Origin of the sequence: Polaribacter sp. BAL334 (genome assembly GCF_015767435.1) — a bacterium.
Lineage (GTDB): Bacteria > Bacteroidota > Bacteroidia > Flavobacteriales > Flavobacteriaceae > Polaribacter.
This window is the reverse complement of record NZ_JADWOV010000323.1, coordinates 44277-70977: the sequence shown is the minus strand read 5'-3', so window position 1 is coordinate 70977 and position 26701 is coordinate 44277. Positions and strand designations below refer to the sequence as shown.

At 31.8% G+C, this 26701-nt stretch carries 22 protein-coding genes; 10 read left to right on the top strand and 12 right to left on the bottom strand.

The window, feature by feature from the left end:
- Positions 1 to 62: 62 nt before the first annotated feature.
- Positions 63 to 749 (bottom strand): RadC family protein, encoded by a 687-nt coding sequence (gene radC, locus IU405_RS14880; RefSeq protein ID WP_197439410.1) that lies wholly within the window; start codon positions 747 to 749, stop codon positions 63 to 65.
- Between the two features lie 260 nt (positions 750 to 1009).
- On the opposite strand from radC, the gene trkA reads away from it, so the two are divergent.
- The 3 genes from trkA to IU405_RS14865 all read left to right on the top strand — a co-directional run bounded on the left by trkA (position 1010) and on the right by IU405_RS14865 (position 5095).
- Positions 1010 to 2359 carry a Trk system potassium transporter TrkA gene (gene trkA / locus IU405_RS14875; RefSeq protein ID WP_197439409.1) on the top strand — a complete coding sequence of 450 codons (1350 nt, stop codon included), beginning with the start codon at positions 1010 to 1012 and terminating at the stop codon, positions 2357 to 2359.
- Complete coding sequence (locus IU405_RS14870; RefSeq protein ID WP_197439408.1) at positions 2360 to 3859, top strand: TrkH family potassium uptake protein; 1500 nt, start codon at positions 2360 to 2362, stop codon at positions 3857 to 3859.
- Positions 3860 to 4021: 162 nt separating this feature from the next.
- Positions 4022 to 5095 carry a Fic family protein gene (locus tag IU405_RS14865; RefSeq protein WP_197439407.1) on the top strand — a complete coding sequence of 358 codons (1074 nt, stop codon included), beginning with the start codon at positions 4022 to 4024 and terminating at the stop codon, positions 5093 to 5095.
- A 334-nt stretch (positions 5096 to 5429) separates the two neighbouring features.
- Here IU405_RS14865 and IU405_RS14860 read toward each other — a convergent pair whose 3' ends face one another.
- Both IU405_RS14860 and IU405_RS14855 read right to left on the bottom strand, forming a co-directional pair.
- The gene (locus IU405_RS14860; protein WP_197439406.1) at positions 5430 to 6482 is read right to left on the bottom strand and encodes a nucleoid-associated protein; all 1053 of its coding nucleotides are present in this window, start codon (positions 6480 to 6482) and stop codon (positions 5430 to 5432) included.
- An 86-nt stretch (positions 6483 to 6568) separates the two neighbouring features.
- Complete coding sequence (locus tag IU405_RS14855; protein WP_197439405.1) at positions 6569 to 7168, bottom strand: ribonuclease HII; 600 nt, start codon at positions 7166 to 7168, stop codon at positions 6569 to 6571.
- 83 nt (positions 7169 to 7251) lie between these two features.
- Between IU405_RS14855 and IU405_RS14850 the strand changes: the two genes are divergently transcribed.
- The 6 genes from IU405_RS14850 to IU405_RS14825 all read left to right on the top strand — a co-directional run bounded on the left by IU405_RS14850 (position 7252) and on the right by IU405_RS14825 (position 13111).
- Positions 7252 to 9222 (top strand): putative porin, encoded by a 1971-nt coding sequence (locus IU405_RS14850; protein ID WP_197439404.1) that lies wholly within the window; start codon positions 7252 to 7254, stop codon positions 9220 to 9222.
- Positions 9223 to 9566: 344 nt separating this feature from the next.
- Positions 9567 to 9803 carry a hypothetical protein gene (locus IU405_RS14845; protein ID WP_197439403.1) on the top strand — a complete coding sequence of 79 codons (237 nt, stop codon included), beginning with the start codon at positions 9567 to 9569 and terminating at the stop codon, positions 9801 to 9803.
- Positions 9804 to 10012: 209 nt separating this feature from the next.
- Positions 10013 to 10363 carry a hypothetical protein gene (locus tag IU405_RS14840; protein ID WP_197439402.1) on the top strand — a complete coding sequence of 117 codons (351 nt, stop codon included), beginning with the start codon at positions 10013 to 10015 and terminating at the stop codon, positions 10361 to 10363.
- A gap of 261 nt (positions 10364 to 10624) precedes the next feature.
- Positions 10625 to 11086, top strand: a complete 462-nt coding sequence (locus IU405_RS14835) for a mobile mystery protein A (RefSeq protein ID WP_197439401.1) — start codon at positions 10625 to 10627, stop codon at positions 11084 to 11086.
- Positions 11077 to 11679 carry a mobile mystery protein B gene (locus IU405_RS14830; protein WP_197439400.1) on the top strand — a complete coding sequence of 201 codons (603 nt, stop codon included), beginning with the start codon at positions 11077 to 11079 and terminating at the stop codon, positions 11677 to 11679. The genes IU405_RS14835 and IU405_RS14830 overlap by 10 nt, the downstream gene beginning before the upstream one ends.
- A 97-nt stretch (positions 11680 to 11776) precedes the next feature.
- Positions 11777 to 13111, top strand: a complete 1335-nt coding sequence (locus IU405_RS14825) for a cytochrome P450 (RefSeq protein ID WP_197439399.1) — start codon at positions 11777 to 11779, stop codon at positions 13109 to 13111.
- 178 nt (positions 13112 to 13289) lie between these two features.
- On the opposite strand, the gene IU405_RS14820 is transcribed toward IU405_RS14825, so the two are convergent.
- The 6 genes from IU405_RS14820 to IU405_RS14795 all read right to left on the bottom strand — a co-directional run bounded on the left by IU405_RS14820 (position 13290) and on the right by IU405_RS14795 (position 21334).
- A complete protein-coding gene (locus tag IU405_RS14820; protein ID WP_197439398.1) occupies positions 13290 to 13814 on the bottom strand; it encodes a superoxide dismutase family protein in 525 nt (174 codons plus the stop codon).
- A gap of 95 nt (positions 13815 to 13909) precedes the next feature.
- Positions 13910 to 15571, bottom strand: coding sequence for an MBOAT family O-acyltransferase (locus IU405_RS14815; protein WP_197439397.1), 1662 nt, complete (start codon positions 15569 to 15571; stop codon positions 13910 to 13912).
- Positions 15564 to 16856, bottom strand: coding sequence for a GDSL-type esterase/lipase family protein (locus tag IU405_RS14810; protein WP_197439396.1), 1293 nt, complete (start codon positions 16854 to 16856; stop codon positions 15564 to 15566). The genes IU405_RS14815 and IU405_RS14810 overlap by 8 nt, the downstream gene beginning before the upstream one ends.
- Positions 16856 to 18316 carry a GDSL-type esterase/lipase family protein gene (locus IU405_RS14805; RefSeq protein WP_197439395.1) on the bottom strand — a complete coding sequence of 487 codons (1461 nt, stop codon included), beginning with the start codon at positions 18314 to 18316 and terminating at the stop codon, positions 16856 to 16858. The genes IU405_RS14810 and IU405_RS14805 overlap by 1 nt, the downstream gene beginning before the upstream one ends.
- 120 nt (positions 18317 to 18436) lie before the next feature.
- Entirely contained in the window at positions 18437 to 19921 is a 1485-nt protein-coding gene (gene nhaC / locus IU405_RS14800; protein ID WP_197439394.1) for a Na+/H+ antiporter NhaC, read from the bottom strand.
- A 207-nt stretch (positions 19922 to 20128) separates the two neighbouring features.
- Entirely contained in the window at positions 20129 to 21334 is a 1206-nt protein-coding gene (locus IU405_RS14795; RefSeq protein ID WP_197439393.1) for an aminotransferase class I/II-fold pyridoxal phosphate-dependent enzyme, read from the bottom strand.
- 155 nt (positions 21335 to 21489) lie between these two features.
- Here IU405_RS14795 and IU405_RS14790 point away from each other — a divergent pair, with 155 nt between their 5' ends.
- Positions 21490 to 21948, top strand: coding sequence for an Lrp/AsnC family transcriptional regulator (locus IU405_RS14790; RefSeq protein ID WP_197439392.1), 459 nt, complete (start codon positions 21490 to 21492; stop codon positions 21946 to 21948).
- 36 nt (positions 21949 to 21984) lie between these two features.
- Here IU405_RS14790 and IU405_RS14785 read toward each other — a convergent pair whose 3' ends face one another.
- The 3 genes from IU405_RS14785 to IU405_RS14775 form a co-directional block, all read right to left on the bottom strand.
- Complete coding sequence (locus tag IU405_RS14785) at positions 21985 to 23949, bottom strand: DUF3857 domain-containing protein (protein ID WP_197439391.1); 1965 nt, start codon at positions 23947 to 23949, stop codon at positions 21985 to 21987.
- 2 nt (positions 23950 to 23951) lie between these two features.
- Positions 23952 to 25856: a DUF3857 domain-containing protein gene (locus IU405_RS14780; protein WP_231749783.1), complete on the bottom strand. Its 1905-nt coding sequence runs from the start codon at positions 25854 to 25856 to the stop codon at positions 23952 to 23954.
- A 203-nt stretch (positions 25857 to 26059) separates the two neighbouring features.
- The gene (locus IU405_RS14775; RefSeq protein WP_197439390.1) at positions 26060 to 26698 is read right to left on the bottom strand and encodes a YceI family protein; all 639 of its coding nucleotides are present in this window, start codon (positions 26696 to 26698) and stop codon (positions 26060 to 26062) included.
- Positions 26699 to 26701: the final 3 nt, after the last annotated feature.

Below are 26701 nucleotides of genomic sequence, written 5' to 3'. Positions count from 1 at the left end.
TTTTTAGTGTTTCGTAAAATAATAACCAAGTTGGTACATTTTTAAATTGCTACATTAATTCATTATAAAACCCCTTCATCTGCAAAGCTAAAATACGCTTTTTCTGTGATTATCAAATGATCCAATAATTTTATATCCAACGTTGTTCCTGCATTTTTTATTTTTTGTGTCAATTGCAAATCAGCATCACTGGGTTTTAATTTTCCTGATGGATGGTTATGACACACAATAATCGCAACAGAAAACAACTCCAAAGCTTGCTTAAAAAGCAATCTCACATCTACCACTGTTGCTGTCATTCCACCTTTACTGACTTGATGTTTTGCCAATACTTTGTTGGAATTATTCAGGAAAAGCACCCAAAATTCTTCGTGAGACAAATCGCCAATAATGGGTTGCATCAAATTAAAAACATCTTTACTTCCTGTTATTTTTGGTTTTTCGAGCAAGTTTTCTAACTGTCTTCTTTTGCCTAATTCTAATGCTGCAATGATATTTACAGCTTTTGCTTCGCCAATACCTTTGAAAGTCATCAATTTTTCGATGGATAACTTTGCGAGTTCATTGATATTCCCTTCTACGGATTGCAACATTCTTTGCGATAATGCCACTGCTGATTCTTGTCTATTTCCTGAGCCAATCAAAATTGCAATCAACTCAGCATCTGATAAAACCGTTTTTCCTTTGGCAACTAATTTTTCGCGAGGCCTGTCATCCAATGCCCAAGATTTTATTGATAATTTTTCCATTTGAAATTTTTTTATAAAAGTAAGAGTTTATTTTATGTAAACGCAAAGGCGCAAAACCAAATTAATATGAATAATCGCTAAGTCAGCGAAGAATTATTTATTCAAAGCATTGCGATCTTTGCGAAAAACCTTTGCAAACTTTGCGGTTAAAATAATTGTCAGCTTGAAAATCAGCGAATTTAAAATTCAAAAGAAATCAATTCTCAATTCCTAGTTGATAATTCTTTCTATCTTTGCATCCTTATTTAGAACTTTTTTAGATGAAAATTATCATTGCAGGTGCTGGAGACGTGGGTTTTCACTTAGCTAAACTGCTGTCTTACGAGTCTCAAGACACGTATATTATCGATTTTGATGGCGAACGCTTGAACTACATCAACAATCATTTGGATGTTATTACTAAAAAAGGTGATGCAACTTCTATAAAATTATTGAAAGAAATAGGCGTGAATTCTGCTGACTTGCTGATTGCTGTTACCGAAAGTCAAAATACCAATTTTACAATTTCAGTAATTGGAAAATCTTTGGGCGCCAAAAAAACAATTGCTCGAATTGACAACCCTGAATTTTTATGCGAATGCGAAGTTGATTTCAAAAAAATGGGCGTAGATTTTATGATTTCTCCCCAAGAATTGGCAGCAAACGAGATTAAAATGCTGCTAAATCAAGCGTCATTCAATGATACTGTGGCTTTTGAAAGTGGAATTTTTAATGTGTTGGGTGCTACACTCACTTACAAATCTCCGCTGATTGATTTAACCGTGAAAGAAGCTCGTCAAACGTTTCCAAATATTGATTATACTGCCATTGCAATCAAAAGAGAAAATGTTTCTCAAACCATTATCCCAAGAGGAGATACTACCTTCGAAATCAATGACCAAGTGTATTTCTCTGTGCCCAATTATAGCATGAAAGACCTCTATCCTATTATCGGAAAAGAGCAGTTTCACATTAAAAATGTCATGATTTTGGGCGGAAGTAGTATTGGCGAAAAAACGGCAAGAAACTTAGGTAAAGAAAAATTCAATGTAAAACTCATTGAAAAAAACAAAGAAAAAGCAGAAGCTTTAGCTGAAGAATTATCTGATACGTTAGTCATCAATGGTGATGGTCGAAATCTAGAATTATTAGAAGAGGAAAACATCCGCGAAACAGATGCTTTTATTGCAGTTACCGGAAATTCCGAAACCAATATTATGTCCTGTTTGGTTGCCAAATCAAAAGGAGTGAAAAAAACAATTGCGCTGGTTGAAAACATGGATTATATTGATATTTCTCAAACCATAGGAATTCAATCGTTGATTAATAAAAAACTGATTGCTGCAAGTAATATTTTTAAACACATACGTAAAGGAGAAATCCTTGAAATGGCAAATTTGCACAATATTGATGCTGAAGTCTTTGAATTTGAGGTGCCTGAAAATGCCAAAGTCACCAAAAAACCTATCAGAGAATTGCGAATTCCTCAAGAAGCTGTTTTTGGTGGAATTATTAGAAATGGCAAAGCGTTGATGTGTGCTGGAAACATGCAAATCATTGCTGGTGATAAAGTAATTGTATTTTGTTTGCCAGAAGTCATTGATACTGTAGAAAATTTATTCAAAAAATAAATGGCAACCCTCAATCTAAAAATCATTTACCGTTTTTTAGGCATCACAGCTATTTTGAACGGAATTTTCATGTTTCTTTCCTTTCCGTTTAGTTTTTTTAACGACGAAAAAGTAGCTTGGGGAATTTTAAATGCGGGTATCATTACCGTTTTGATTGGGGTGTTATTGTACTATTTTAACAAGCCTAAAAACACCAACATTCAAAAAAAGGAAGGATATCTCATTGTTACTTTAGGTTGGTTAACCCTCACTTTTACAGGAATGTTGCCCTATTTATTGTCTGGTGCAATTCCGAATGTGACCAACGCACTTTTTGAAACCATTTCTGGTTATTCAACCACAGGATCTTCTATTTTGACCGATATTGAATCCATGCCAAAAGGTATTTTGTTTTGGCGTTCTGCCACTCATTGGATTGGTGGCATGGGAATTATTGTGCTTACCATTGCCATTTTACCATTGTTAGGCATTGGAGGAATGCAGCTTTTTATGGCAGAAGCACCTGGACCCTCTGCTGACAAATTGCATCCACGAATTACAGATACTGCAAAACGATTGTACCTCATTTATGTGACGCTTACACTTGCTGAATTTCTACTGCTAAAAGTGGCAGGAATGACTTGGTTTGATGCCATCAATCATGCCATGGCAACTGTCAGTACAGGAGGTTTTTCGACCAAAAATGATAGTGTCGCTTTTTACAATCACTTGCCTTTGGTGCAATACATCATCATCTTTTTTATGATGGTGGCAGGAACCAATTTTGTCTTGACCTACTTTGCATTGAAAGGAAAAATTCAAAAAGTATTTCAAAGTGAGGAATTCAAATATTATTTATTTGGGATTATTGCTGTTTCATCAATCGTAACTGTTATTATTTACCATTTTCAAGACCCTAATTTGCAATCTTCTATTGTGCACCCAAAAGTTTTTGGCGAACTGGAATATGCCATTAGGCATTCTTTATTCATGGTTACTTCTGTAGTTACCACAACAGGATTTGTCTCTGCTGATTATACTACTTGGAATCTTTTTGCCACCGGAATTTTCTTTGCCTTGTTTTTCACAGGAGGCTCAGCAGGCTCTACAAGTGGGGGAGTAAAAATAGTGCGACATATTATCATGCTAAAAAACAGTTTTTTAGAATTTAAAAAAGCTTTGCATCCCAGTGCGATTATTCCTGTACGTTATGACGGAAAATCCGTGAATCATCAAATTGTATTCAACATCTTGTCGTTTTTCATCATTTACATGTTGATTTTTATGTTGGCATCTGTGGTATTGACGCTTTTTGGGATGGATTTTTACTCAGCAATGGGCGCAGCAGCCTCGTCTTTGGGGAATATTGGCCCTGCTATTGGCTCCGTAAATCCTGTTGCCAATTTCAATCACTTGACAGATGCTGCCAAACTGTTTTGCTCTTTCTTGATGTTGATAGGGCGTTTAGAACTTTTTACGGTATTGATATTATTTACGCCTTTCTTTTGGCGCAAGAATTAAATGGTTGTTTCTTTTTTTTAAAATTACAATTACTAGAGCTTTAGTCACAAAAACTTAGGCAACAACAAAAGTTATGCTGAATGTGAGACAAAAAGGCGCACATTATTTTTAATTGAACTATTTTTTATATTTTTGGTACATATTCAAATCTTGAAAGACAAAATGTTCCAAATCAATAAACTTGCAAAACTTCCTCCAAAAAGAGAAAAAGTAGAAACAATTGAAATTTTACGTCAATTAAGTAAATCTACAAATTCGTTGGGTGAGCTAAAGGGAATTGCTAAAACAATTCCTAATCAAGAAATGTTGATTAACGCAGTTGTTTTACAGGAAGCTAAGGACAGTTCAGAAATAGAAAATATTATTACAACTCAAGATGAATTGTATAAAGCATTAGCAACAAACAGCAAACAACCCACTCAAGTTAAAGAAGTTATCAACTATAGAAGTGCTATTTTTTCTGGTTTTGAACTCATAAAAAAGCAAGGATTTTTAAGGTTAAAAGACATTGAAACCATTCAAAAAACCATTATCGAAAATAACGCAGGAATTCGCTCAATGGCTGGAACTGTATTAAAAAATGATAAAACTGGAGAAATTGTTTACACACCTCCACAAGAGAAAAATGATATTTTAGAGTTACTAGGTAATTTCTTAGAACATTTTAATGTTAAACAAAACGATTTAGATCCACTCATTAATTTAGCTATTTTACATTATCAGTTTGAAAGCATTCACCCTTTTTATGATGGAAATGGAAGAGCAGGAAGGATTCTGAACATCTTATACCTAATTTTAAACGACCTTTTAGATATTCCAATTCTATATTTAAGTTCATACATTAATGAAAACAAAGCAGATTATTATCGTTTATTAAATACCGTTAATACGAAAGATGAATGGACTGAGTACATCATTTATATGTTAAAAGCAGTTGAAGAAACCTCAAACAGAACTATTGAAAAAATAAATTCAATAAAAGAACTTTTGAGTGAAACAATACTATTTGTTCAAGCAAAAGAACCAAAAATGTATAGAAAAGAATTCATTGAATTACTCTTTGAGCAACCTTATTCTAAAATAGAATTTGTTGTAGAGAAATTGAATGTAGAAAGAAAAGCTGCTTCCCGTTATTTAAAAAAGATGGAAGAAATTGGAATACTAACCTCTCAAAAGATAGGAAGGGAAAGCGTTTACGTGAATACTAAATTGATTGAAATATTAAAAAAGCATTAAGTAAAACAACTATAAGCTGAATAAATACCTCTTTATTCAAACTGTTTTGCTCTTTCTTGATGCTCATAGGGGGTTTAGAACTTTTTACAGTTTTGATTTTATTTACGCCTTTCTTTTGGCGTAAGAATTAAGATGATTTTTTATTAAATTTTTTGGAGGATTTTTTTTAAAAAAAATCAATTTACAACTATACTCATTCTAGTTAAAGCATTAATTTGTAGCCAAAAAAACATATTGATTGTATTAACCATTTCAAAAAAAATCTGTAAAACGCTCAACTAAACTTGAGCTAATTTTAGAAATTCCGAAAGTCTAAGATAACAAGATTCTTTCCCTATTTTTCCTCATTAAAATACACCTTATAAAACTGCATTTTTTTCTCCTCATCATAACCTCTTTCCAAATATTCTGAAGCAGCATCTGGTGCATCAACATCCAATTTGATGATAAAATGAGTATCTAATTTGATTTCTGTTTTGAGTTTATTTTTTTCTTTTTTCAAGACAACATCAGAAATGTTGAAGTTATTTCTAATCAACACATCATTGAGCGTTTCGTAGTGTTTTTTATATTCTTCAAACAACTCTTTGTGCTTTTCATCATCAAATAGTTCGTCTTTAAATTGATGATAATTAACAGATTCATGTTCTTTAAAATAATCAACAGTACTCGCCAAAAAATCTCCTTGTTTGTGTTTTCCGAATTCAGGTTTGATCACTTCTTCCGAAAATTCTTTGCACAAATCGAGATAGTTTTGGGTGTGTGAATTAAAATCATCCGCCAATTTGACACCTAAAAAATTTTTAATCCAATATTGCGCATCATAATTGTTGTTATCCACAGAAAAAACAATTGTTCCTTGAGTATCAGCCGTATTTAAAATCAAACACCCTTTGTCAATTTTTTTAGTAGATATTCCTTTTTGAACCACCACATCATAACTATTTTCATCATCCAAATACGTCTGAAAAAAATCTACTTTGTTTTCAATTTTAAAGATGCCAATTCCCTCTGTCAACACATTATTGAATTCCAAACCTTCTATAAAAACGACAATGACGTCACCTGTTTTTATTTGGGCTGAATTGGATTGTTCGTACAAATGATTCACGATGTTTTTGGAATACTCTACAAACAAAGTTTCATCAGCAAAAATAGCAGCACTATAATTATTCAACTCATTCAAACGAACATCTGCATGATGCGAAAAACGGTAACTTTGTGTTACAGAACCAAAAGGTCTTAATAGAAAACTTTTCATCAAATCATAACTTTCTTGATCAAAACGAATCGTGTTTTCTGAAAAAACATTGTGTCCGCTATTGAATTTGTTGGCTACTTTATGAAGAATACATTTGGTGATTTCTGCTCGTGTTTTTTGAATCATTTTCTCATAATTTTAAGGACGTAAAAGTACTAGAAGTTTTATGAAACTTATGGAAAATATCTTATTTTTTGAGCTCAAAAAGGAATTTACAATTCCAATTTCAACTGCTCAGGCAACAACTTAAAAGTTTTTCGGTGATGAATGGTTGCACCAAATTCACGGATTGCATTTCTATGCTCAACAGTTGGATATCCTTTGTTTTTATCCCAAAAGTAGTTTGGAAATTCCTGATGAATTTTCTCCATATAATCATCCCTGTAGGTTTTTGCTAAAATAGATGCAGCTGCAATACTCCTATATTTTGAATCTCCTTTTACAATGGTTTGATGCGGAATTTGTTGATACTTTCGGAACTTATTGCCATCAACAATGATAAATTCAGGCGATATTTTTAGTGCGTCAATTGCACGATGCATGGCTGTAATAGAAGCTTGTAACACATTGATTTCATCAACTTCTTGTTGCATCACAAACGAAACTGCAAAAGCAATGGCATTTTCCTCAATAATGGGACGCAAATCAAGTCGCTTTTTTTCGGACAATTGTTTGGAATCATTCAAAAAAGGATGAGAAAAATCAACGGGCAATATCACAGCTGCAGCCACAACAGGTCCTGCTAAGCAACCTCTGCCTGCTTCATCTGTACCAACTTCTAAAGAAAAACCGCTAAAATTAATTGCTAACATTTTACAAATTAACCAATTTCACAATAATTAAACACAATAATTTTCGTTTAATTATTTTACATTTGTCGCTGTTTAAATTCAATATGAATAAAAAAATAGTTTATCCATTTTTATTGCTAATTTTCTCACTTAATACTCTTTTTTCTCAAAGAAAACTTAGTGGAGGCGAAAAAGTTGACAATATTACTATTGGAATGGATGGAAGAATTGATACGCTGTCAAATACTGGCTCAACCAAAGTAATTTTATCAGGAAAAACAAAATATACAGATTACAAAATTTTCTCTCACAAACGCGATACTGCATATATTGATACCACACTTTCCATCAAAAAGGAATATATTTTCAATTATTTACGAAAAGATAATTTTGAACTGCTTTCATTTCACAATCAGGGACAAACATTTAATAATTTAGGCTATAATTTCAATAATATAAGTCATTTTCCTGACATTGGTTTCAGCGCAAAACAAGTGAGTTATTTGGAAATTGAGGACATCAAATATTACGAAGTTCCTACACCAACCACCGAAATTACGTATAAAACAGGTTTGCAACAAGGACAAGTAGTGGATGCGATTTTCACGTTGAATTTTTCTGAAAGATTCAATGTTTCCATGTCCTATAAAGGACTGCGTTCTTTGGGAGCATACAGAAGAGCACTTGTGAGTAATGGAAATTTTAGAGGCGCTTTTCATTATCGAACGAAAGAAAATCAATACGAAATAAGAGGTCATATTGCTTCACAAGATTTTTTTCATCAAGAAAATGGTGGATTGACCGCAAATGCGTTACAAAATTTTATCAATGAAGACCCCAATTTTGAACAGCGTCAACGTTTGGATGTGAATTTGAATGATGCAGAAAGTCAATTTGATGGGAACAGAGTATATGTGGATCACAGTTATAAATTGCTGTCAAGCAGAGATACTTTGAACAATCGTGATTTTGGAAATATCAAAATTGGGCATGTTTTTACCAATGAAACAAAAAGCTATCGATTTATTCAAAACACGGTAACTACTGCTATTTTTGGAAATTCAAATCCTACAAATGCTTCTAATGACGAAGCAGTTAGCAAAATAACAGACAACGAATTCAACCTAGAATTCAACTCAAAATATGTGTTAGGACAATTCAAAGCCAAGTTGCATTTAACGCAATATTCTTATGGATATGATTCGATTATGAATAGTAACAATTCCGTAAACAATTTTAAGTTTGATGGAAATGCGTTGTCATTTGGCGCAGATTGGAATGCAAAAATCAAAAACTTTTTCCTTTTTGCGGAAGGAAGAATCACCCCTGGAAATACTCGCATTTCAGGAAATTTTTTAAGAGGTGCAGCAAGCATCAAAAAAGACAGCTTGTTTACCTTGACAGGAAGTTTGTTATTAAGTTCAAAATCTCCTAATTTCAATACGATTTTACATCAAAGTAGTTATGATGATTATAATTGGGAAAACAATTTCAGCAACATCAATACCAGAGATTTAGGATTTGCTGTTGATTCTAAATGGTTGAATGCCAGTGTGAATTTCACCAATATTGATAACTACACCTATTTTGACGAAAACAATGCACCTCAGCAATTTGGTAGTCAAATTACCTATTTGAAAGTCAAAGCAAATCGTGAATTCAGGTATTGGAAATTGGCTTTGGACAACACTGTCATGTATCAAAATGTAAGCAGTGGAAGTTCAGTTTTTAGGGTGCCAGAGTTTGTGACGAGAAACACGTTTTACTACACAGATTATTGGTTTAAAGGAAAACCGATGTTGGTGAATATTGGGGCAACTTTTAAGTATTTTACCAAATACAGCATGAATGCTTACAATCCATTATTGGCGGAATTTACACTTCAAAATACGGAAGAAATTGGATTTCCTACTGTGGATGTTTTTTTCAATGCACAAGTGCGAAGAACACGAATTTATTTTAAAATAGACAATGTTACTTCAGGATTTTCATCGAAAAACTATTTTTCAGCACCCAATTATCCTTATCGTGATATGACCATTCGTTTTGGATTGGTTTGGAATTGGTTTATTTAGCCATATTTAAGTATCAAATAATTTTGTACATTACTTAAAATTTAAAAACATATTTAATATTATTCAATTCCAATGGATTTGATATTCATCATTACTATACCATTATTTTTATGGTTATTTAGTTTAGTATTATTGATTAAATGGAAGCACTTTTTTAAATTTTTACTTTGGAACTTCCTATTTACAATAGTATATTTTAGCATCATAAACTTTGGCGGAAAATATATTTTTGGTCATGATGAATATGGCTTAAAAGTTTTTTTTTAGTTTAATTATTTGCGTAATAATACATGTTGTTATTGGATTTATTTTTGCAGTATATAAAAATTATCAACTTAGAAAAGATGAAAACACAAATCAAAAATAATTGGCTTCTTTTTTTAATAGCAAGTCTTACTTTAGGTTTAGCTCCTTTTAATCCACCACATATTGTTGGAAAAATACAATGGATTTTGGGTGGAAATGCTTTTTCAGGTGAACATGCCATGCAAGGTCAAGATTGGTTTGATGTGTTGTTGCATGGAACACCTTGGGTATTATTGATGATTTCAGTTGGCTTGAATCTTTTTAAGAAAAAATAAAATCAGATTTTTTTTGGACACGAATTGCACAAATTACTCAAATGCTTTCGTGTGAATTTGTGAGATTAGTGTCTGAAATTTTAGAATGTGAAATTGAAAAAATAAAATTCTTTTCCGTTTATAAAAAATTATTATATTTAGCTTAAACTAAGTTGGTTGCACTTTCGCCATCTTTCTTTGTACATTAACGGCACCAAAAATATTAAATAATGGAAAATAATGATTATCTACGGAATAAAGCCTACAAAGAAGGTCTGAAATTTAAAAATTCCGAAATTGAAGAGGAAGTAATTTATGCTAAACTTGAAAAACAAGGTATTCCTTTACATTTCGCTAAAGAAGTAGCCATGAATGTAATAATAGAGAGAAACAAATACAAAAAACATAATCTTTTTGATTTCAAAACAATTGGAGTTGTAATGATTGTAATGTGGGTTTTAGGATCAATTATAGCGTATATTATTACTGCAAATATTTTTGTTGTAATTGCATTATTTTTTGTTTGTATTCCCCCTTCTATATTAGGTTATTTAATGACAAAAAAGAAAAATCTATGCTAACAACTGGCTGTAATTCATTATGTGAATTTAATAAAGGTTGCTGAATTAAAAATCTTTAGTGATTTTTTTATTCTAAAATTCTTTAAAAAGGTTTGTGTAAAAGTGCTTATTCAGCTATATATTTTCACTTTCATTCATCTAAAGTAAACTCATCTGTTTACTTTTTTTTAATTTTGTAAACATATATGTTTACTTTTATTTATATTTGTAAATGCATAAGTTTACATATTTTAGAATGTGTAATCTTTAAAATTTAAAAAAATGAGAAATAAAAGAACACTATTGATAGAACAACTAGACCAAAAACTTGAAGCATTTTCAAAAACTAAAGAAATCATTATTCCAGAACGCGGCTGGATAAATACAATTCGCACTACATTCAATATGACAATGGCACAACTTGGCAGTAAACTAAAAATCACTAGACAAGGTGTAAAAAGAATTGAAGAAAGTGAAGCTAATGGAACAATAACAATAAACTCTTTAAAAGATGTGGCGAATGCTTTAGAGATGAAATTTGTGTACGGTTTTATCCCAAAAGAGGGTAGTATTGAAAACCTCATCAACTTGAAAGCTGAAAAACTTGCTCGGAAAATTGTTTTAAGAACCAACCAAAACATGAAGTTGGAAGACCAAGGAATCAGTGAAGATAAAATTAATGCTTCCATAATTGATTTAGCCAATGAAATAAAACGAGAAATGAGAAAATCGTTATGGGATTAAATCTAACATATTCAGATGGACAAACACCTTTAGACGAAGATGAAAAAGAAGGTCTAAAAATAAAATCAATAACCATGCAGAAAGAACTTGATGAGTTTGAACAGTTAACTATTGAAAAAGCTGTAGAATGGACTATCAGAACGAAGTTTAAACCTGAAAAAATACTAACTGAAAAGTTTATAAAAAATCTACACAAAAAAATGTATGGTGATGTATGGAAATGGGCTGGCGAATTTAGAAAGACTGAAAAAAATATTGGCATACAATGGACTCAAATCGGAATAGCACTAAAAAATCTGATTGATGACACAAAGTATTGGATAGAAAACAAATCGTATCCACCTGAAGAAATTGCAATACGATTCAAATATAGAATTGTTTCAATACACTGTTTTCCGAATGGAAATGGAAGGCACTCAAGAATCATGGCTGATATCATTATAGAATCCATTTTTAGAAAAGAAGTTTTTGATTGGCAAAAATCGAATATGGTAAAGGCAGACGAAACAAGAAAAAAATATATTCAAGCATTAAAAGATGCTGACAATGGAAACATTTTACCTCTTATACACTTTGCTAAAAAGGATTCGTAAAACTCCCTTATTCAAAATCAAATCTCCGTAAATTTGCACAAAACAAATTGAACAAACCAATTAAAAGGTTTAAGTAAAAGTGCAAATACCATAAAAAATGAGTGTATCCCAAAAAATTCCGGAAGTTTCTTTTTTCAAGTTTCTAAATCATGCACGTGGTATTTTGCACAATCCTTTGCCTTTTCATGCCAAAAACTTTGAAACTTTAGGAGATATTTTTCGTTTAAACATAGGGTTGGGAAACTCGGTATTGTTTTGCAGAGATGCAGGATTGTTGCAACATGCGCTTCAAAAAAATCAAAAGAATTATACCAAATCGTATATCCAAACCAAAGATTTGGCAAAATATATTGGCAAAGGATTGTTAACTGCCGAAGGCGAACATTGGCAAAAACAACGAAAATTAATTCAGCCCGCTTTTCATAAAAGCCAACTTCAATTGTTGGTTGATACAATTCAAGAAACCATTTTAAAGGAATTAAAGAATATTAAAACTGGAAAACCAATGGATATTTTTCCTGTTTTTAATGATTTGGCTTTTCAAACAGTGATTAAATCTATTTTCAATATCAACATTTCTGAAGCTGATGTTGATTCACTGCAACACACCACAGAAGCTACTCAAAAAATGTTGGTGCAAGAACTAAGACAACCCTTTTTGGTTTGGTGGTTCAACCTTTCTGGAAAAACAAAAAAGCATTTAGATTTGACTGAGAATTCGAGAACAATATTAAAAAGATTGGTCGAAGAAAGAAAGCAAAGCAACAGCAATCATCATGATTTATTGGACATGCTATTGACTGCAACCTATGAAGATGGCACCTACATGGACGAAAATCAATTGGTAGATGAAATTTTGATTTTGTTTGCAGCTGGTCATGAAACCACTTCAAATGCGCTCACATTTACCTGCGAATTGTTGGCTCGAAATCCGGAAGCACAATCAAAAATACTAGCTGAAATCAATACTATCAAGAGTGAATCTTCAGATTGTATGCATTGGATAAAAAATGCGCGTTATACAAAATTGGTCATTGAAGAATCCATGCGTTTGTATCCTCCTGCCTATTTTATGGATCGTGTAAATATTGAAGAAGATATTTTTAATGGAATTGTGTTGCCAAAAGGCTCGAATTTGTTGTTTTCGATTTATGAAATTCATCGTCATTCCGATTTTTGGAAACAGCCAAATGAATTTATTCCTGAGCGTTTTTTAGATGAAACCATCAAATTTTCAAAACACTATTTCCCTTTTGGTGCTGGACCTAGAATGTGTATTGGCAATAATTTTGCCATGTATGAAATGATTTTAGCGATGATTGCATTGGTAGAACAATTCGAAATTGTTGAAAAGAAAACTCCAATTGAAATCAAACCATTGATTACGCTGAAACCTCACAATGCTATTTTGGAGTTTAGAAATAGGATTTGATGAAGAGAAAAAAAGAAATGAATTTTCTTGATGCTATTTTTGTACCTTTTGTGTCTTCTTTGTGAATTTTGTGCAACAACTTTTTTAGCTATGACACAAAATTCACAAAAAAAGCCTCAAAGTTTCACAAAGAAAAAATATGTAAGCAATTGAATTTCTTTTCAATATACGAACTGTTTTAGCGAATAATTCCTGAGCAAGCCACTCTTCCTCCTGCATTTCCTGTAGGTTGCGTTACAAAATCATCAGGATTTGCGTGAACAATGATGCTTTTATTTAAGATGTTTTTGGTTTCGTCTTCACAACCAATGCACCATTCATCTGTTTTTAGTGAAATTGTTCCTTTGCCATTTTCATCGGCTGTAAAATTGCCAATATCACCTTTATGGTATTCAGCTTCACCCCATTTTCCATGTTTTTTAAATAACGGATTCCAATGACCACCTGCAGAAGTTCCGTCAGCAGAAGAACAATCTGATTTTTCATGAATGTGAATTGCATGAATTCCTGGCGTTAAACCAGTCATGATAGCCTCGAAAGTTACCACACCATTTTTTTCAGAAAAAGTGGCAGTTCCAGCAACTGTACTGTTGCTTTTTGCTTCTAAATTGATTTTTAAAACAGTTGATTTTGAATCCATTGCTGATTTACAAGCTACTACAACTGCTAGTACAATAAGAGATATGAATAGGTATTTTTTCATGGTTTTCATTTTTAAGAACCAAATATAAGGATAAAAAAGGGATGCGTTTTTGTTAAAAAAGTTAATTATAATTCTTGAAGATGAAATGACTCTTATTAAAACTGAAAATAAATAAACGGTTGGAAATCTGATGAAAATGCTTGATAACACAACATTCCAATCATAGCTCCCAATATAATTTTTATGAAAACTGGGCTTTTAGCATAAAGATTTTCAATGAAATTTTTGGAGGTTTGTGGGAGCCAATGTGAAATATATCCTATCAATATCACCCAAAAAACTAATTGATAATGAGTTAAAATACTCCATGCACTTTGCAAATCAAATCGATTCCAAACTTGAAAATACCATTTCGAAATGTGTTCCATGGTTTCTCCTCTAAAATAAATTCGGGTAAATGTGATGAACAAAAAGGTAATTCCGATTTTCCAACAACGAACATACCACTGATTTTTTAGTTCGTAAGGACTTATTTTTCGCCAATATTTATAGACTAAAATCCCCAATCCATTCAATCCTCCCCAAATCACAAACTTCCAAGAAGCTCCATGCCAAAGTCCGCCAATCAGCATGGTCAACATCAAATTGATATTCGTATTGATGTGATTTTTTACAGATGAATTATAGAAACCTGCAACAAAAATCCCAATTGAAGCTATCAAAATGATGCTAATCAGAAAGAAATTTGATCTGAAAGCAATCAATAAAACCAACAACATCAACCCTAAAATAATATAAGAACCTGAAGAACCTTTTCTATTTCCACCTAAAGGAATGTACAAATAATCGCGCAACCAAGTGGAAAGTGACATGTGCCATCGTTTCCAAAAATCTCCTGCATTTGTAGCTTTATAAGGAGAATTGAAATTTACAGGAAGTTTGAAACCCATCAATAATGCCAAGCCAATGGCAATGTCTGTGTAGCCAGAAAAATCTCCGTAAATCTGCAAAGAATACCCAATCATTGCCATGATATTTGTGAAACCAGAATACATTTCTGGAGCATCAAAAACACGATCTAAAAAGTGCATGGCTATAAAATCAGCAAAAAGCATTTTTTTTATCAATCCTTTTAAAATCAAAAAAGTACCTGCATCAAAATCAGCTTTCGTTAAAATGGTTGGTTTTGATATTTGTGGCACAAAACTTTCTGCTCTTACAATAGGTCCTGCAACCAATTGTGGGAAAAAACTCACGTAAAAACCAAAATCAAGAATAGAATCTAAAGGTTTTAATTTTCCTCTGAAAATATCAACACTATAACTGATGGTTTGAAAGGTGTAGAATGAAATTCCAACAGGCAAAATGATTTTATCTACCGAAAAATAGTTTTGATCCCCAAAACTATTGCCCCATTTTGCGAGCCAATTTACTACTTGGTGATTGGTATCGAAAAGTAAATTGAAGGAATCAGTAAAAAAATAGGCATATTTAAAATAACAAAGCACCAGTAAATTGATACAAACGCTGAGTGTTACTAGAAAATAGCGCTTCTTTTGATGTTCCGTTTTATAAATTTTTTTCCCAATAACAAAATCAACTAACGTGCTGAACAATAAAATTCCGACAAATAATCCACTTGTTTTGTAATAGAAAAACAGCGAAATAAAGAACAAATACGAATTTCTAAGTGAAATTTTTTCATACACAAATGCAAAAATAAAATACACAATTGCGAAGAAAATCCAGAAATTTACTTGCGTAAAAATCAACGGATAGGATTCCGAAAGTGAAAATATTTCCTCTAGCCTATTCATGGATGTTTTTATAATGATGTAGCAATTGTTCTTTATCGCGATTTGTGGCTGTTGACCAAGCATCAATCAGTGCATTTAGCAATAAATCCGCTTTGATTTGATATCCCAAATAACTAAAATGAACACGATCACGTGGCATTAATTTTCTCTGATACCATTTGTTTGATGAACCAAAACCACCCATAATTTTATAAAAATCCCACACAGCCATTTGATATTTTTGGGCAATTTCATAAATAATTTTTTGCTGTGTTGCAGTATTTGGATTTGGAATTTTTTTTCGATAATAACTGTCATTAGGCACTGTCAATAAAATGGCACAATTGGGATTGACACGTTGAATCATTTGAATAAAAGATTCGTAATAACTCCTGAATTTATCGCTATTAAATTGAGATTTAAGCATGTATGCATCGTTTGTACCAATCGAAATAATAAACAAATCAGGTTTGTATAATTGCAATTGTTTTTCAAAGTAAGCGCTTCTGTTGTAAAATGCAAAACTTGCCCCATTTACCCCAATACTTGTATATTCAATTCCTGGATTGTTGTTCATCAATTCAGCTCCCATGAACAAAAACTCTGGATTCACAATTGTGGAGTCTTTCAACTGTAATGTTATCGCAATGGAATCAACTTTCGATTTAAAACGATATTCTTTATAAAAAACATCTGTATTTAAAGTATCAGAAATCACTAAAGTACTGTCTAAAAAACGGATGTTATAATCCTCTTTCCAAGTGTTATAAAACAATCGAAACTTATCAAATTTATAAGGATTTTTAGTATAATTTTTATGATTTGCTTTGATGTAAATAGTATCCGATTTTTCTCTAAAAGCAGCTGAAATTCCTGATAAACCCCAAGCAACACTGTCAGTTACTGAACAACGATATCCTTTCCATTTTTCTCTTGTTCCAGATATTTTATAATTGCTAGGATTGTTTGTTTTTGCCAAATGAAATGGAAAAACAAAACCACGTTGTGCCATAGAAACATCATTCGTATTTTGAAAATAAGTACGTAATTTATTTGAATAAATATCTGCCTGAATATGCGAACCACCAATATGAAAAATATGAATTTTGTCTTTTTTACCTTCAAAAACACTATCCATTCTTTTGAAAAAAGAATTGAAATACGGAGATTCTGAAGCAAACTTCAATTGATTTTCTTCTTGATGAATTACTTTTCCGTGAATGGGTAAAATGCTATCTAAAATATAGCGTTGTGCACTAAAATTTGCTGCCCAAAATAAGGCTAGTATCAATAGTTTACTTTTCATCATTTTCGTATCAAATCCATGTATAAAGCCACAAAAAAGAGCTCTGAAGCTACTTTTGTTCCACTAGGTGAAAAGTGTGTATAATCACTTGCAGCCAATTTTTGGTCAACCCAATGTTTCATGGAATTTATTCCTCCCATTGCTTCAAACATACTCCAATAAGCAATCCCGTTTTCAAGGCAAGTTTCTTTTAAAACTTGATTCAGGTAAGGTAATATTTTATACGTTACTAGCTCACCATTATCTGTAGTTGTCATATCAGAAGGCCCAATAAAAATAACGCTTGCATTGTTTGTTTTGCTTCGAGTCCAATTCAAATGATTTTGCAAATTCGATGCGTAATTTCTTACTGAGGAGGAATCTTTTAAATAAGGAACTGTATTTCCGCCAAACTGAAAAATAAGCACTTTTGGTTGCAATTGTTGATACATTTGTGCAAAGTTTTCACTATTCATAGCTGCAAAAACAGTTCCTGATGCACCACGCATTGCGACGTTATCCATGGAAATTCCTTTAGCACCATCTAAAGTCAAACCATAAAAATCTGGACTAATTTTAGACTCCATTTCAATTTTCAAATTGGTAGGTGCTACTGAAAGATTGATTGTAAATTTATGATAATTTCCGTCAGCAATTAAAGAATCTGTTTTTATCAATTCTCCATCATTATACACCTGAATACTTGTGGGTGATAGGGCATTTCCATAATGCAACCCAATAGAAGTCACATTTCTTAAAAGCGCATACGAACGTTGAGAAACGCCAATATCAATAGTTGCTTTTGTCGTTTCAATATTTTCTAAATTGATGCTATCATTTTCAAAATCATACACTTTTGTAAACCTAGAAATAGACGTAAAAGCGCCATATTTTTTATGAGAGAATCGTTTGTGAGTGGGATCAAAAGCAGCATAACGTCTCCAATTGTTTGATGGGGTAACATTGGCACTAATTTGCTGATAGGCTTGCACAATTGGAATAAATCCAGGCCCACTTCCTCCATAATATCCTTGCAATCTATTTCTGATATACGCAGACATTCTATCGCCTTCAATTTGTGAATCGCCATAATGTATAATGCGACATTTGGGGCTTTGCAAATTGGCTTTCAATTGATTTAAAAAATCTTTGCCATCTTTTGGATAATATAAACGCTGTATTTTAGAAGTATCAATATGTGAAAAATCAGGTTTTATTTGAGCCTGAAATTCATCTTCACCAACAGGAGTCCCAACATTCTCAACAATACTGTCTAGGGCTTTGATTTTATTAAAATCTTGTTTTTTTTCTAAAAAGAAAGTAACTGTTTTTGGATATTTGAAAAACCATTTCTTTATGTATATGCCTTCTTCTACTTTCCCATTTTCTAAATAACGGTATTTGCTTCGAAAAGTCATAACATACATCACCAATAAAGTTGCGCAGATATAAAGGCATATTTTTATTGGAGAGTATTTCATAAAAAATTAAAATGTGATTTTTTTTAACCCGCAAAAGTAATTATAAATCAAATACATTTGAGAAAATTACATCAATTTAACAACGAATTTTTAGGGCAAAAGAAATAGTGAAAAATGAGTTTATTTTTCAACTAATAGCTTAATTTTTATCTTAAATGCCGCAAATATCAATGTCATAAATGGGCTTAACCAATTGAAAATGGCATACAACCCAAAATCAAAAACGGAAACGCCTAAAACTCCTGAATGATAGGCACCACAGGTATTCCAAGGAATTAAAACAGAAGTTACTGTTCCTGAATCTTCCAATGTTCTACTCAAGTTTTCTGGCGCTAATCCTTTGTCTTTATAAGCTTTTGCATACATTTTTCCTGGTACAACAATGGCTAAATATTGATCAGATGCCGTGAAATTCAATCCAATACATGTAAAAACTGTACTTGCAAATAAACCAAAAACAGAATCAAACAAACTCAACATAAAACTACTAATTCTGGCCAAAGCTCCAATAGCATCCATAATTCCACCAAAAACCATCGCACATAAAATCAACCAAATTGTTCCCATCATTTTTGACATTCCTCCTGCAGTGAATAAATCAGCCAAGGCTTTATTTTCAGTAGCTACAGAAGTTTCAACTGTGATGGCTTTCATTACTCCTTTGTATGCTGAACTAAAATTCAATTCTTTAACCTCAGCAATTTGAGCAACAACTTCAGGTTGAAAAATCAACGCAAAAACAGCTGCTAAAAGAGTTCCTGCTAATAATGCAATCAATGGAGATGTTTTTTTAACGATCAACGTAATTACAATAATTGGAACTAAAAATAACCAAGGTGAAATGTGAAAGGCTTTTTCAATATCAATCAATAATGCTTTCGAATCAACTTCTCCAGAAATATCTTGCGTAAAACCTAATACGATAAAAAAGAGCAAAGAAATAGCAAAAGTAGGCACTGTTGTGTAGGTCATATATTTGATATGCGTAAACAAATCTGTACCAGCCATTGCAGGAGCTAAATTTGTGGTATCGGACATTGGTGACATTTTATCTCCAAAATAAGCTCCAGATAATACTGCTCCTGCAGTCATTCCCATTGAAATTCCAAGAGCATCTCCAATACCGATTAATGCAATTCCTACAGTGGCTGAAGTGGTCCAAGAACTTCCTGTTGCAATGGAAATGACAGCACAAATGATCAAACAAGCTGCTAAAAAAATGGTGGGATTCAACACTTGCAATCCATAATAAATCATGGCAGGAATCACTCCACTAATCAACCAAGTACCTGCCAAAGCGCCAACCATCAATAAAATTAAAATGGCACCCGAAGTTGATTTGATATTTTCAGCAACTTCTTCCATCATGGAATCGAAAGAAACTTTATTTCTAAAACCTACAAAAGCAGCAACTGCTCCACCCAACAAAAGGATAAATTGATTGCTTCCACTCAATGCATCATCTCCAAAAACAAATACATTATAAGCCAACATTCCAACCAAAGCAATCACAGGCAGCAGTGCTTCCCAAATGGATAATTCCTTATTCTCTATGATTTTTTGATCTTGTATATGAATTTCTGAAGTGTTTTTTTCTTGCTGCATCGTTTGAAATTTAGATTTGTAATGTTACGATTTTACAGAAAGTTATGCAAATCAAAATTTAGGCACATATGAAAAAAGAATCTTTTCTAAAAAACAACTTTTTTATAACACAAAAAAGACCTCATAGTCACGAAATTTCGTGACTGTGAGGTACTAAAGATATTACGTTTTTTATTTTTATTTACAAGGGTTGAAAACCTTGCAAGGCTATTGCTTCAAAACACCAATTTCAATCATGCAATTTTTCATCATGTGGTATGTGCGTTCAATGTCATTGTCCAATCCAATTGAAAAACGAATCAACCCTTCAGAAAGTCCCATGGCTATTTGTTCTTCTTTCGGAATTTCTGATGAAGTGGAACTTCCAGGTGCGGAAAATAAGGTTTTGTAAAATCCTAAACTTACTGCCAAATACCCTATTTTTTTAAGTTGCATTAATTCCATCAATTCATTGGCTTTTTCTAATGAACCAACATCAATAGTTAACAATCCCCCAAAACCATAATCAGCATTCATCATCGATTTAAAAATTTCGTGTGAAGGATGAGAAACCAATCCTGGATAAACCGTTTTCAATCCATCAGCTTCGAATTTTTCTGCTAAAAATTGAGCATTCTTGCTATGTTGTGTCATTCTGATATGCAACGTTCTCAGATTTTTAAGGATGGATGCTGCTCGCAAACTATCCATAGTGGAGCCCAATAACATGCTTGCCCCATCATTCACATTTCGTAAATTATTGATGAATTCTTGAGTACCACAAACCACTCCACCCAATGTATCAGAAGAACCATTGATGAATTTCGTTAAACTGTGAATCACCACATGAGCACCTAATTTTGCTGGAGAAATTGACAAAGGAGAAAAGGTATTGTCAACCACTAATTGCAAGTTGTATTTTTTTGCCAATTCAGTCAAAGCAGGTAAATCAGCCACTTCCAACAAAGGATTGCTCACAGATTCACAATATAAAACTTTGGTATTTTTAGTGATTGCAGCTTCTACAATATCCAATTTTGTGATGTCAACGAAAGTAGTTTCAATATTGAGTTTTGGTGTGAAATTTTTCAAAAAAGCATAGGTTCCTCCATAAATAGTTCTACTTGAAACTATGTGGTCACCACCTTTGCACAATTGCAACAAAACTTGTGTGATTGCGCCCATTCCTGAAGCTGCAACATTGGCAGTTTCTGTTCCTTCTAATGCAGCCAAAGCCTCACCCAAATATAAATTGGATGGCGATGAATGACGCGAATATAAATAACAACCATCTGCATTGCCTTCAAAAGTGTCAAACATGGTTTTTGCGGACAAAAAAGTGTAGGTTGAAGAATCTGAAATGGAAGGATTTACGCCTCCAAATTCACCAAAATATTGTAAATCTTGAATGTTTTCTGCTGGATTGAATTTCATAATTGATGATTTATTTTACACAAATAAAGACTATTTAAGAAATATTATCAATTGAAACTAATTATTATAGATTATTTGTCTATTTTTATTTCATTATATAGATTTATAATCTAATCTAAAAACAAAAAATAGTCATTTTTAGAAAATTAAACATCATGATTTTAGACGAAATAGATAAAAAACTACTGAATTTATTACAACAAAATGCCAAACAAACTACCAAACAATTGTCTTTGCAACTGCATTTGTCAGTAACTGCAGTTTATGAACGCATTAAAAAATTAGAGAAAGAACAAATTCTAGAAAAATATGTTGCCATCATCAATAAAAATAAAATTGAAAAAAACTTTTTGGTTTTTTGTCATATCAAATTGATGCAACACACCAAAGAATATGTGACTACTTTTGAAAAAGAAATTCTAAAATTAGAAGAAGTTTCAGAATGTTTTCATGTGAGTGGTGATTATGATTATATCTTGAAAATTTATGTAAAAGACATGGAATCGTTTCGTGATTTTATGATTACAAAACTCACTGCCATCAAATATATTGGCAGTACACATAGCAGTTTTGCGATTGAAGAATTAAAAAATACGACAGCTATTCATTTGTAAAATAAAACCCAAAACTAATAGTTTAGGGTTTTAAATTTATTGTTTCACTAACACAACTTTCTCAGTTTCTTTAAGCACTAACTTGCTGTAAAAATCTTTCAAAAATTGATAATTTTCTGGCAAAATCATTGGAGCGTTGAACTCTAAAACAGCAACTGTACTTATTTTGTTGGCGTTTTGGGTAACTTGATATTTGAAAACCCCAATGTTTTCTGGGAGTGCAATTGCCAAAGGTTCAGGCAATTTTTCTACTGAATAACCTGCAGGAATTTCAATTGTAACTCTGTGAACATCTTTCCAAGCAGTAGCAAAATCTACAGGATATTTTCGCTCTTCCAATTTGAATGGGTTATTTCTGACGGTTAAAAACAACAATGGTTCAAGATAAATTTTGTCATTGATTTGCTCCACTAAATCTTCACTTGAAAACTTTATAGTTCTTGTCAATGCCAAATTTACATCCTCTTTATTCCCAATTTTATACTCTTCAATTTCTATTTTATACGCTTCTTCTAACTTTGCTTTTAAATCTTCTTCTTTCAAATGATTCTCGTTTCTCCTTATGGTTAGGGCATTTAAGTTTTCGTTTTTAGTTCTTAACAATCCCTCAATTGATAAATCGTCAGTCAATTTTACCATCATAAAATTTTCTTCCAAAGCGTGTTTTGAGGCTGTTAAAGTAACCCAATCTGATGTTCCATCTTTTTGCACAATTCTCCCTTGCCAATTTAAAGCTCTTACAGGTAAAAGATTTGGAGAACTGAATGGCTCAGTAGCATCTAATAATACATAAGAATTATCTGAAAATTGAACAATTCCAATTACATAATCAAATCCATTTAAGGTTGGAAAAAGAGGAATTCCATTACCTCTTGAACTAACTAAAACTGGATCTGCATTCAACCCAGCTTCACGCAACATTGCTATCAAAATTAGATTGATGTCTGCCACATTTCCAACATTTTCTTTGTATGCTTTTCGGACACCATTATCAGTATATTTACTATAGAATCCATTCCATTTCATTTTATTTTTTAGAAAATTAAAAATGGAACCAATTTTTTCAGAATCTGATTTCGCAGTTTCTAAAATTTTATTCAAATCATCTGAAAAATATCCTGATTTATTCAATTCAGATCCAAAAGATTCATACTCAAAAATCTGTTTACTAACTTCTTCCCAAGTTCTTGTGTATGATTTGAATTGTCCTCCAACACTCATAAAGTTGGTTTGTGCAAGTTCAAATTTAGCTCCTCCTCTATAATTATCAATGTTTGCAACATACGATTCATTATTTTTCAATGGTGGAATATTTTCAGCATCATAGCTGTACGTATTACTGATATATGTGGTGCTGCCTACTAAAAATGTTTTTGAAGCTTTTTTGAATGGTACAGAATAATATCCTTTATTGATAATGTTAAACGCATAAAACTCTGGAATTTCTAATTTTGTTTCCATTTTCTTTACAGGAATTGACATCTGAAAACGAACATCATCAATAGAAGTCGCATAAGGAGAGGAAACCGTGTACTTAAATTCAATAATACATCCTTCACTTATTTTAGGTAAAGTGAGCTTTACAACCGTATTAAATTTGTCTTTTTTCTCTCTAAAAATTCCATCTTTTGATAATTTTTCTTTTTCAATTTTGCCATTTTCCAAGTAATATGTATAACCACTTATATCATAAACTGATTCAGAATCACCTGAATCCGGATTATAATAATAAACACTTTTGTTAGCATAATCAAACCCTTCTTTGTTATAAATTTTGATTCGTTGATGAACTTCGGTTATCAAATCAAAACCTCCTTTTGTTTGATTAAAATCAAAATAGGAACGTCTGTAATTGAATAAATAAGCTGCTTCTGCAGTAGAATCAATTGGGTGAAATTTTTCTTCCAATTCTTCTTGTGAAATTTTTCCGAATTTATAATCTTGGGAAAAAGTAATTGTTTGAAATAATACAAACAGAATAAGTGCGGTTTTTTTAATCATTTTTATTGTTTTATAATGGCGATTCGTAGGTTTTCTAATTTGGCTATTGTTCTTCTAAAATTCCGATATTCTTCATAATCTTCCTTTGGATACAATCCTTCTTTGATAAAAAGTTCTCTTGAATACGAAAATGATGTTTCATCTATTTTGTTAAATTTCAATTTGTATTCCCCAAATTTTGTAACTAAAGCAGTTTCTGCAGGAAGACTTTCTATTTTATAGTTTTCAGGAATTTTAAAAATATAATCGTCAGTGTCTTTATATCCTCTTTCAATTTTTAAAGGTAATTTTCTGTCTTTATATTTATTTGGCACAAAACTGTTTCTATTAAAAACGTTCACTCTAAAAAGAAACTCTGTTTCATTTACTGTGGCAAAATTTTCAACAGATACTTCTAAATTTTCAGTAAATTGAACCGTCTTTTTGTTGTTTTCAAGACCAGCTTTGTTAATTTCAAGATTATTGATATAGTCCCAAACGTCTGTTTTATAGCTTTTTATAAGTTCTTCTTGCGAATATCTTTCTAAACCAACACTACTATCATACTGAATTCCTGTAGATACTTTTTGGATAGTTGCCGTTAAACTTCCATTTTCTGATAATTGGATTGTGGCTTTGGAGGCTTGTAAATTTTGTTCGTTTTTGTATGAAGCTGTGTGTTTAATAATTCCACCTTCAGGAGTTACCACCAAAACATCTCTGTCATCAGTAAAATCTCCTAAAAATCCAAAAGGCATGGTTTGACTGGTACATTCTAACCAAATATCATTGCCATTATTAGGAATATTTAAAATGACATGGTTTCCTTGTAACGAAGAAAAATCTTTATCAATATTTATTTTATCATCAGCATAAACTACTGTATAATAAGACGTTACATCAGCAGCGTCTAATAAAGCTTTCGTATAATTCGTCAAGCCTTTACAATCTCCATAACCAACATCATCTACCAAATTTGCTGCAATTGGTTCCCAACCTCCAATTCCTACTTGAACACTGATATACCTAGTTTTCTGTTGCATATATTGATACACCAATTTTGCTCTTTCAATTGGGTCAGTAACACCATCAATCATATTTTTTACGATTGCAATAGTTTCGGGACTCAATACATCTCTTCCTTTCAGTAACTTTTCGTGCATCCATAATCCAAAGTCTTTCCAATTAGGATTGTTTCCTAAAGTACCTTTTAGTGAAAAGGACTCTAAAGCAAAAATTGTTTTTGGAGCAATATCTCGAAAATTAATTGATACATTTTCTGGTTCAAATGCAGGTTGATTTTTTATTGAATATGTAATGTTATTCTCTAACTCTTCTATTTTAATATTGAAATTTGAAAAATTAATATTCTTTTTTCTCCATGGTATTTTAGGAGTATTTAGTATTTTATATTCACTATTTTCAACGGCAACAAAATAACGGTTTATAGGAACCCAACCTGGAATAAAACCAGTTGATGAAGTTTTATATTCCGACTCAAAAACCAATGTGTATGGATATGTAGTTGGTGTATATTCTAAGTATTTTACTCTAGAATCCGAATATAAAGTTCCACCATCAACTGCACTTGCATCAGAAAATTTTCCTTTTGGGTATTTCTGAATTTCCTTTCCAAAAGCATCATAAATTATAGCAGAAAGTTTGGTGATTTTTGTATCATTATCATAATGTTGATACATAGCTGCACTCGAATTTCCCAGTTTGTTTAAAATAGTAATGGTTCTTTTTTCTGAGACAACCATCTCATCAACTGCCAAAATGTTAATGACAATTTGTTCATTTCTGATGACTGCATTTGCGTTTTCTTTTAATTCTTTTGGAATTAAAAGTGCTGATAGTGAGATATCTTGAGCGTTACAAACAATGGAAAAAAATGCAAAATAAAATAAGAGGGATAATTTTTTCAAAACAATTTTTTTTTAAAAACCAAACATATAAAAATAAAAAGCCCAAAACAAACTGTTTTGGGCTTTTTTTAAAAATATTTTTACTTTTTATACTCTATTTATTCAAATGTGATCCATCACAATATCCTTCAGTATTTGATGTATTTCCACATCCACATTTTGGTCTATCTGCTTTCATTTTTTTATATTTTTAAAATTATTGATTATGCTTTCGTTTTTACAACAAATGACATTTCCATCATATCATCAATAAACTTGTCTTTTAAGTTATCAAAAAATGATTTAGAACCATATTTTACATTGAAATCTGCTCTATTGATAGTAAATACTTCGCTTGTAAAAACTGATAACTCATTTTCTTTTGTCAAAACTGCAGGAATGGTTATGCTTTTCGTAACATCTTTAATTTGTAAATTTCCTGTTACATCTAATTTCGCTCCATTATTTTTCACGCTTTTGATGGTAAAAGTAGCTGTTGGATATTTTGCAACATCAAAGAAGTCTTCTCCTTTTAAGTGTCCTTCCAATTTTCCTGCACCATCAGTTCCTGCCAAATCAACACATTTAATTGTATTTAAATCTACTACAAAAACGCCTGATTTAATTTTACCTTTTACAATTTCTAAATTTCCACTTTTCAAAGCCACAGTTCCATTGTGTGATCCTGTTGGTTTTGAACCTTTCCATGTCAATACTGATGAAATAATATCAACATTATTTTCGTCATAATTGTTTACTTCCACTGTTGTTGCTTCGTTTAAAGCTGTTGTTTCTTTTTTTTCGGATTTGCAAGCAGTAAATACTGATGCTACTATTGCAACTAATACTATTGATTTTTTCATTTT

What these genes read in the sequence shown, in the direction of transcription:
- IU405_RS14785 (WP_197439391.1), bottom strand. Translation starts at nt 23,949, where the DNA reads ATGATTAAAAAAACCGCACTTATTCTGTTTGTATTATTTCAAACAATT.
- IU405_RS14870 (WP_197439408.1), top strand. Translation starts at nt 2,360, where the DNA reads ATGGCAACCCTCAATCTAAAAATCATTTACCGTTTTTTAGGCATCACA.
- trkA (WP_197439409.1), top strand. Translation starts at nt 1,010, where the DNA reads ATGAAAATTATCATTGCAGGTGCTGGAGACGTGGGTTTTCACTTAGCT.
- IU405_RS14825 (WP_197439399.1), top strand. Translation starts at nt 11,777, where the DNA reads ATGAGTGTATCCCAAAAAATTCCGGAAGTTTCTTTTTTCAAGTTTCTA.
- IU405_RS14810 (WP_197439396.1), bottom strand. Translation starts at nt 16,856, where the DNA reads ATGAAAAGTAAACTATTGATACTAGCCTTATTTTGGGCAGCAAATTTT.
- IU405_RS14850 (WP_197439404.1), top strand. Translation starts at nt 7,252, where the DNA reads ATGAATAAAAAAATAGTTTATCCATTTTTATTGCTAATTTTCTCACTT.
- IU405_RS14805 (WP_197439395.1), bottom strand. Translation starts at nt 18,316, where the DNA reads ATGAAATACTCTCCAATAAAAATATGCCTTTATATCTGCGCAACTTTA.
- IU405_RS14835 (WP_197439401.1), top strand. Translation starts at nt 10,625, where the DNA reads ATGAGAAATAAAAGAACACTATTGATAGAACAACTAGACCAAAAACTT.
- IU405_RS14815 (WP_197439397.1), bottom strand. Translation starts at nt 15,571, where the DNA reads ATGAATAGGCTAGAGGAAATATTTTCACTTTCGGAATCCTATCCGTTG.
- radC (WP_197439410.1), bottom strand. Translation starts at nt 749, where the DNA reads ATGGAAAAATTATCAATAAAATCTTGGGCATTGGATGACAGGCCTCGC.
- IU405_RS14845 (WP_197439403.1), top strand. Translation starts at nt 9,567, where the DNA reads ATGAAAACACAAATCAAAAATAATTGGCTTCTTTTTTTAATAGCAAGT.
- IU405_RS14795 (WP_197439393.1), bottom strand. Translation starts at nt 21,334, where the DNA reads ATGAAATTCAATCCAGCAGAAAACATTCAAGATTTACAATATTTTGGT.
- IU405_RS14840 (WP_197439402.1), top strand. Translation starts at nt 10,013, where the DNA reads ATGGAAAATAATGATTATCTACGGAATAAAGCCTACAAAGAAGGTCTG.
- IU405_RS14790 (WP_197439392.1), top strand. Translation starts at nt 21,490, where the DNA reads ATGATTTTAGACGAAATAGATAAAAAACTACTGAATTTATTACAACAA.
- IU405_RS14865 (WP_197439407.1), top strand. Translation starts at nt 4,022, where the DNA reads ATGTTCCAAATCAATAAACTTGCAAAACTTCCTCCAAAAAGAGAAAAA.
- IU405_RS14860 (WP_197439406.1), bottom strand. Translation starts at nt 6,482, where the DNA reads ATGATTCAAAAAACACGAGCAGAAATCACCAAATGTATTCTTCATAAA.
- IU405_RS14830 (WP_197439400.1), top strand. Translation starts at nt 11,077, where the DNA reads ATGGGATTAAATCTAACATATTCAGATGGACAAACACCTTTAGACGAA.
- IU405_RS14855 (WP_197439405.1), bottom strand. Translation starts at nt 7,168, where the DNA reads ATGTTAGCAATTAATTTTAGCGGTTTTTCTTTAGAAGTTGGTACAGAT.
- IU405_RS14820 (WP_197439398.1), bottom strand. Translation starts at nt 13,814, where the DNA reads ATGAAAAAATACCTATTCATATCTCTTATTGTACTAGCAGTTGTAGTA.
- nhaC (WP_197439394.1), bottom strand. Translation starts at nt 19,921, where the DNA reads ATGCAGCAAGAAAAAAACACTTCAGAAATTCATATACAAGATCAAAAA.
- IU405_RS14775 (WP_197439390.1), bottom strand. Translation starts at nt 26,698, where the DNA reads ATGAAAAAATCAATAGTATTAGTTGCAATAGTAGCATCAGTATTTACT.